This is a genomic window from Aquipuribacter hungaricus (assembly GCF_037860755.1).
GTDB classification, from domain to species: domain Bacteria; phylum Actinomycetota; class Actinomycetes; order Actinomycetales; family JBBAYJ01; genus Aquipuribacter; species Aquipuribacter hungaricus.
The window spans coordinates 1-6576 of record NZ_JBBEOI010000197.1 but is presented as its reverse complement, the minus strand read 5'-3'; the positions used below and the strand labels follow the sequence as shown (position 1 = coordinate 6576).

The window sequence follows — 6576 nt, the reverse complement described above, 5'->3', positions numbered from 1 at the left end:
CGGCGTCCTCGGAGGCGGCCCGGTGCTCGGCCGCCGTGCGGACCACCGCGCCGAAGACGGCGCCGCCCTGGCGCGCCGTGCGGGCGCGGCGGCGCAGCGGGCCGGCGACGAGGAGCGCGCCGACGACGACGGCGGCCACGAGCGCGAGCCCCACGACGAGACCGGTGCCGGTGGAGGCGCCGTCGGCCCGCTCGACGAGGTCGCCGACCCGGTCGAAGACCCACTGGATGGCGCGCTGGAGCAGCCCCGGCTGCGCCTGCACGTACGCCTGGTCGGTCAGCTCCTCGACCGCCCAGCGGCGGGCGGTCGCGCGGTCGGGGTCGACCGGGGCGGAGCGGACGAGCGCGGGCAGCAGGTTCACGCCCGGCCGTCCTCCAGCGTGCGCGCCAGGCTGACGTCCAGGCCCTCGAGCCGGATCCGCCGGTCGACGTAGAGCAGGGCGACGACGGCGGCGAGGAACGGCACCGAGAGCACCATGCCCACGGTCGACCCCAGGCTCACCGAGGCCGCGTAGACCACGCCGGCCAGGGTCGGGTTGCTCTGCAGCAGGGCCAGCCCCAGGCCGCCCACGATGGCGAACGGCGTGGCCAGCAGCTGCGACACCGCACCGGTCAGCACGAGGGTGAGGAAGAGGACGAGGAGCGTCTTCCAGAACGCGCCGCGCACCAGGCGGAACGAGCGGCGCACGGCGGCGACGATCCCCAGGCGCTCGACCACGATGACGACCGGGACGAAGACGAGCACGACCCCCGCCCAGATGACGGCCAGGGTCACGGCCAGCCCGAGCACGACCAGCAGCACGACGCCGCTGACGAGCTCCTCCAGCACGAGCAGCACGACGCCGGGCGCCAGGGCCAGCCCGACCACGAGCGAGGCGACCAGCGACTGCAGCAGCGACCAGCCGACGAGGGGCCACACCCGGCCGCGGGCCCGGCGCCACAGCTCGCCGGCGCTGAGCCGCCGGTCCACGACGCTCTGGGTCACCGACAGGATGAGGATGCCGGTGAGCACGACGATCGCCACCGACTGCAGGAACCCGGCCGGGACCAGCGCCAGCAGGCTCCCGCCCATGGCGGCCAGCTGGGTGTCGCTCGGCTCGGCGGAGGCCGCGGCCGGGTCGAGCAGCCCGCCGGCGGCGAACATCCCGGCCAGCGGCAGCGCGACGAGGATGTTGGTGAGGACGAGGACGACCGCCGACAGGCCGATCATCACGCGCGGGTTGTGCCGCAGCGCCCGGAACGCGCCGTCGAAGAAGTCGCCGAAGCCCAGCGGCTTGAGGGCGACGATGCCGCGGCGGGTGAGGACGCTGCCGTAGGGCTGCTGCCCGGGGCCGGTGAGCTGGCCCCAGCCCCCTGCGGCAGGTCCACCCGGCACCGGGGCACCTGCCGTGGCCGGAGTGGACCAGCCGGTCCCTGCCGCGGGTGCGACGGGGGCGCCCGGTGCGGGCCCCCAGCCGCCGGAGCCCTGCTCGGGCGCGGACCAGCCGGTACCGCCCCCGCCGTCCGGTCGGTCCTCCACGCTCACGCCGTCCTCCCCGTCGCCGCCCCCCGGCTGCGGTCCCGCCGGCGCGGTCATCCTTCCATGCCCCCCGGCGCCGGGCGGGGACCGGCGTGGCTGTGGACGGCGGGGGCGGGGCATGGCGCATCATGGGCGGATGCGAGGCCGAGTCCTGGTGGTCGACGACGACCCCGCCCTGTCCGAGATGCTCGGCATCGTCCTGCGGGGCGAGGGTCTGGACCCGGTGTTCTGCGCCGACGGCTCCAAGGCGCTCGAGGAGTTCCGGCTCCGCAAGCCCGACGTGGTGCTGCTCGACGTCATGCTGCCCGGCCTGGACGGGATCCAGGTCGCCCAGCAGATCCGGGCGGAGTCAGGCACCCCGATCGTCATGCTCACCGCCCGCTCGGACACCGTCGACGTCGTCCTCGGACTGGAGTCCGGCGCCGACGACTACGTCGTCAAGCCGTTCAAGCCCAAGGAGCTCGTCGCCCGGGTGCGCGCCCGGCTGCGGCGCAGCGACTCCCTCACCCCCGAGGTGCTGCGGATCGGCGAGCTCGTCGTCGACGTCCCCGGCCACAGCGTCACCCGTGACGGCACGCCGGTCCTGCTCACGCCGCTGGAGTTCGACCTGCTCGTCGCCCTGGCGCGCGTGCCGGGGCGGGTCTTCTCGCGCGAGGCGCTGCTGGAGCAGGTCTGGGGCTACCAGCACGCCGCCGACACCCGCCTGGTCAACGTCCACGTGCAGCGGCTGCGCGCCAAGATCGAGACCGACCCGGAGAACCCTCGCTTCGTGCTCACCGTGCGCGGGGTCGGCTACAAGGCCGGCAGCCCGGAGCCCCTGGACGGCGGCAGCGCCGGCCACGCCGCCGCGGCCGTCCCGGGGGCCGGCAGCTGAACCAGCTCGCGGGCCTCGTCGGCGCCGTCGCGAGCCGGTGGCGCCGGTCGCTCCAGGTCCGGGTGGTGGCGCTCACCCTGGCCCTCGGGACCGTGGTGGTGCTCGCGCTGGGCCAGTTCATCCTCCTCGACGTCGCCGACGGCCTGGTCGAGCAGCGCCGCAGCTTCGCCCTGGACGACGCCCGCGCGCAGGTCGCCGTGGCGCAGGAGACCTTCGACCAGGCCCCCGCGCAGAACGCCGTCGCCGAGCAGCAGCTGGTCAACGACCTGCTGCCCCGGCTCGAGGGCGGGTCCGGGCCGGAGCCGCTGCGCGAGGTGGTGCTGCTGCGGGCGGCGCGCAACGACCGGACGGTCACCCTCGACGAGGTGTCGAGCAACAGCCTGCTGCCCAGCACCGTCACGCCCGAGCTGCGCGAGGGCGTCGAGGCCGACCCCGACCGGCTGCAGAGCCAGCTGCTGCAGGTGCGCGCCCCCGGCGGGCCGGACGGCGTCCCGGCGCTCGCGGTCGGGGCGACGGTCACGCTCCCGCTGTCCGGGGAGCACGAGCTGTACCTGGTGTACCGGCTGGAGCAGGAGCAGCAGAACCTCGCGGTCGTCGAGCGCGCCCTGCTCATCGGCCAGCTCGTCCTCGTCCTGCTCGTCGCCGGCATCGCGTGGCTGGTCACCCGGCTCGTCGTGGAGCCCGTGCGGGAGGCCGCGGGCACGGCGCAGCGGCTGTCGGCGGGGGCGCTGTCGGAGCGGATGGCCGAGCGCGGCGACGACGACCTGGCGATGCTCTCGCGCAGCTTCAACGCCATGGCCGACTCCCTCCAGCGGCAGATCGTCCAGCTCGAGCAGCTGTCGCACCTGCAGCAGCGCTTCGTCAGCGACGTCTCCCACGAGCTGCGCACGCCGCTGACGACGATCCGGATGGCGGCGGACCTGCTCCACGACCGACGGCAGGACTTCGACCCCGACACCGCCCGCAGCGTCGAGCTGCTGCAGGGGCAGATCGACCGCTTCGAGGTGCTGCTCGCGGACCTGCTCGAGGTGAGCCGCTTCGACGCGGGCGCCGCCGAGCTCGACGTGGAGACCGTCGACGTCAGCGCGCTGGTGCGCCACGCCAGCGACATGGTGGCCGGGCTCGCCGCCTCCAAGGGCGTCGACCTGGTGGTGCACGCCCCCGCCCAGCCGGTCATGGGCCAGGTCGACCGCCGCCGGCTGGAGCGCGTGGTCCGCAACCTCGTCTCCAACGCCGTGGAGCACGCCGAGGGCGGCGACGTCACCGTGCGGCTCGGCTGGGACGCGCAGTCCGTCGCGGTGGGCGTCCGGGACCACGGCATCGGCCTGGACCCGGCCGAGCTCGAGCGGGTCTTCGACCGGTTCTGGCGGGCCGACCCGGCACGGGCCCGGACGAGCGGCGGCACCGGTCTCGGCCTGGCGATCTCGCTCGAGGACGCCCGGCTGCACGGCGGCCGGATCGAGGTGTGGGGCGCCCCGGGGCAGGGCGCGCACTTCGTCCTCACGGTGCCGCGTCGCGCCGGGGCCGACCCCGGTCCGGGCCCGCTCGTGGTCCGTCCGCCCGACGCGCTCGCCCCGCCGTCCGGCCCCGGCGGCACGGTCCTGCGCGACGTCGCCGTCGGCCACCCCGCGTCCATCCCGGCCCTGCCGGTCGACGTCGTGTCCTCCCAGACGGCGCCCATCCCCGTGTTCCGGCCCGAGGCGCAGCCGCCCGGGCGCGTCGAGGTGACCCGGTGAGGGCCCCGGGACGCCGTTCCGCCCGAGCCCGGCCGGTAGGTCGGGGGCTGCTCGCCGCGCTGCTCGGCCTCCTGCTCGCCGGCTGCGTCGCCATCCCCACCGACGGGCGGGTCGTCGCCGGCGGGGACGTCGGGCAGGAGGGTGCCCGCGCCGCGCTGCGGGTCACCGCGGAGGGGCCGGCCGAGGGCGCCGACGAGCGCCAGGTGGTCGAGGGCTTCCTCGCGGCCGTCGCCGGGCTCGACGACTTCTCCGTGGCGCGGGAGTTCCTGGCCCCGGACGCCCTGGACTGGCGTCCCGGGGACCAGACGGTGGTGCACGACGACGTCGCGGTGTTCTCCCCGACGGTGCGGACGGCCGACGACGTCGCCTCCGTGCAGGTCCAGATCGACGTGGTCGCCCGCATCGACGAGGCGGGCCGCTACGTCGAGCAGGCCCCGACGCCGGAGGAGGTCGGCTTCGACCTGGTGCAGGTGAGGGGGGAGTGGCGCATCGCCGACCTGCCGCCCGGGGTCCTGGTCAGCCAGGTCGACGCCGCACGGGTGCTCACCGACTTCGAGGTGTACTTCCTCGACCCGACCCTGCGGTACCTGGTCCCCGACGTCCGGTGGTTCCCGCGGCTCACCTCCTCGGCGACGTCGCTGGTCCGGGCGCTGCTGGGTGGCCCCAGCACGCCGTACCTCGGCGCCCTGGTATCGGCCGCTCCCGCGGGCACCCGGCTGGACCTGCCGACGGTGCAGGTGGTCGACGGCGTGGCCACGGTCGACCTCACCGACGAGGTCCTCGACGCCGACCGCGAGGAGAGGGCCCTGCTGCGGGCGCAGCTGCTGCAGACACTGCGGGCGGTACCGGGAGTGGCCGAGGTCGTCGTCAGCGTCGACGGCTCCCCGCTGGACCAGCTCACCGGGCAGGACGCGCCCGACGCCCCGCAGCTGCTCGTCGACCCGGTCGTCGACGACCGGCCGTTCGTGCTGGGCGCCCCGCCCGCCGACGCCGTGGCCCCCGGGTCGCAGGGCGAGGTGGAGGGTGAGACCGGCGACGGGACCGAGGGTGAGGCTGAGGTCGAGGGTGAGACGCCGGCCCTCGGCGACGCAGGACCCGTGGACGGCGGGGCGTCGGTCCCCGTGCTCGGCGCGGACGGCCGGCCCCTGGCGGCGCCGGGCTCCTCGGTGCTGCGCCTGGACCGCCTCGACCCGGTGCCCGTCGAGGGCACCGACCCGCTGGCGGCCGAGGTCGCCACGGGGCTCGCGGTGTCCCAGGACGCCTCCGTCCTGGCCGGCCTCGACGCGTCCCGCCGCACCCTGTGGCTGCAGACCCAGGCCGGCGCGGCGCCCCTGCCGCTGGTGTCCGGCCGCGGCGAGCTGCTCGCCCCGAGCTTCGACCCGCCGGGTCTGCCGTGGGTGTGGACGGTGTCCGCCGGCACGGCCGGGTCGGGCGAGGTGCCCACCGTCCTGGCCGCCACCGCGGGCGACGGCGCGGCCCCCGCGACCGAGCTGGTCGAGGCGCGGTTCCTCGTGCCCGGCGACGAGGTGCGCGCGGTGCGGGTGAGCCGGGACGGCGCGCGCGTGCTGCTCGTCGTCTCCCACGGCGACGGCTCCGTGGACGTCGAGGTGCGGGGCGTCCGCCGGGACGCCGCGGGACGGCCCCTGTCGCTGTCCGAGGCCGCGTTCACCGTGGCTGCGCCGCTGTCGGACGCCGTGGACGCCGGCTGGGTGACCGACGAGCAGGTGGTCGTCCTCGGTCGCGAGGGCGAGGAGGCCGTGGGGCCGGTGGTCTCGCAGGTCGGCGGCACGACGGAAGCCCTGGCGCCCACGCCGGGCGCGGTGTCCGTGAGCGCGGGGAGCAGCGCCCGGAGCATCGTCGTGGGCACGGCGGACGGCACGGTGCTGCGCCGCTCGGGCGCGCTGTGGCTGGACGGGCCCGCCGGGGTGTCGCCGGTCTACCCGGGCTGAGCCGCCGCCGTCGCGACCTGGGTCGTCCGCGGCCCCGGCCGGCCGTCTCGTGAGCGGTCCACGTGGTCCACCGTGCGGGTGGTCCACGGTCCCGGTCGTCCACAGCCGCGCCCAGCCGGCACCGTCCACAGCCTGCCGGCGGCCTCCCCGCAGCTCGGTAGGTCCGCGCCAGGGTCGGGAGGTGCAGACGCGGACGGCAGGACTTCGGGGGGCGCCACGGGCGACGGTCGGCTGGACCGGTCTGCTGCTGCCGACGGCCTGCCCCGGGTGCGGGCAGGTCGACGAGGTCGTCTGCGTCGCCTGCCGGACGCTGCTGCTCCGAGAGCCGTTGCGCCGCCGGCAGCTCTCCGACGGGACGCCCGTGGTGGCCTCGGCGGGCTGGCGGGGACCGGCCCGGGGGCTGGTGGCGGCTGCTAAGGAGCGCGGCCGGGCCGACGTGGGCGCGGTCCTGGCGCTCGCGCTGGCCCGCGCCGCCGCGGCGGCCGGGTTCGAGGCGCCC

The 6576-nt window shown here is 76.7% G+C and carries 4 protein-coding genes and 2 pseudogenes; 4 read left to right on the top strand and 2 right to left on the bottom strand.

Going from position 1 to position 6576, the window contains the following annotated elements; translation table 11 throughout:
* Positions 1-361 (bottom strand): annotated as a pseudogene (locus WCS02_RS15880) (DUF4129 domain-containing protein); the annotation flags it as partial.
* Positions 358-1524, bottom strand: coding sequence for a DUF7847 domain-containing protein (locus WCS02_RS15875; protein ID WP_340294985.1), 1167 nt, complete (start codon positions 1522-1524; stop codon positions 358-360). The gene WCS02_RS15875 and the pseudogene WCS02_RS15880, both read right to left, overlap by 4 nt.
* Positions 1525-1654: 130 nt before the next feature.
* Here WCS02_RS15875 and mtrA point away from each other — a divergent pair, with 130 nt between their 5' ends.
* The 4 genes and pseudogenes from mtrA to WCS02_RS15855 all read left to right on the top strand — a co-directional run.
* Positions 1655-2392, top strand: a complete 738-nt coding sequence (gene mtrA / locus WCS02_RS15870) for an MtrAB system response regulator MtrA (protein ID WP_340294984.1) — start codon at positions 1655-1657, stop codon at positions 2390-2392.
* A complete protein-coding gene (gene mtrB / locus WCS02_RS15865; protein WP_340294987.1) occupies positions 2389-4128 on the top strand; it encodes an MtrAB system histidine kinase MtrB in 1740 nt (579 codons plus the stop codon). The genes mtrA and mtrB overlap by 4 nt, the downstream gene beginning before the upstream one ends.
* Positions 4125-6077, top strand: coding sequence for an LpqB family beta-propeller domain-containing protein (locus WCS02_RS15860; RefSeq protein WP_340294982.1), 1953 nt, complete (start codon positions 4125-4127; stop codon positions 6075-6077). The genes mtrB and WCS02_RS15860 overlap by 4 nt, the downstream gene beginning before the upstream one ends.
* A 181-nt stretch (positions 6078-6258) precedes the next feature.
* Positions 6259-6576 (top strand): annotated as a pseudogene (locus tag WCS02_RS15855) (hypothetical protein); the annotation flags it as partial.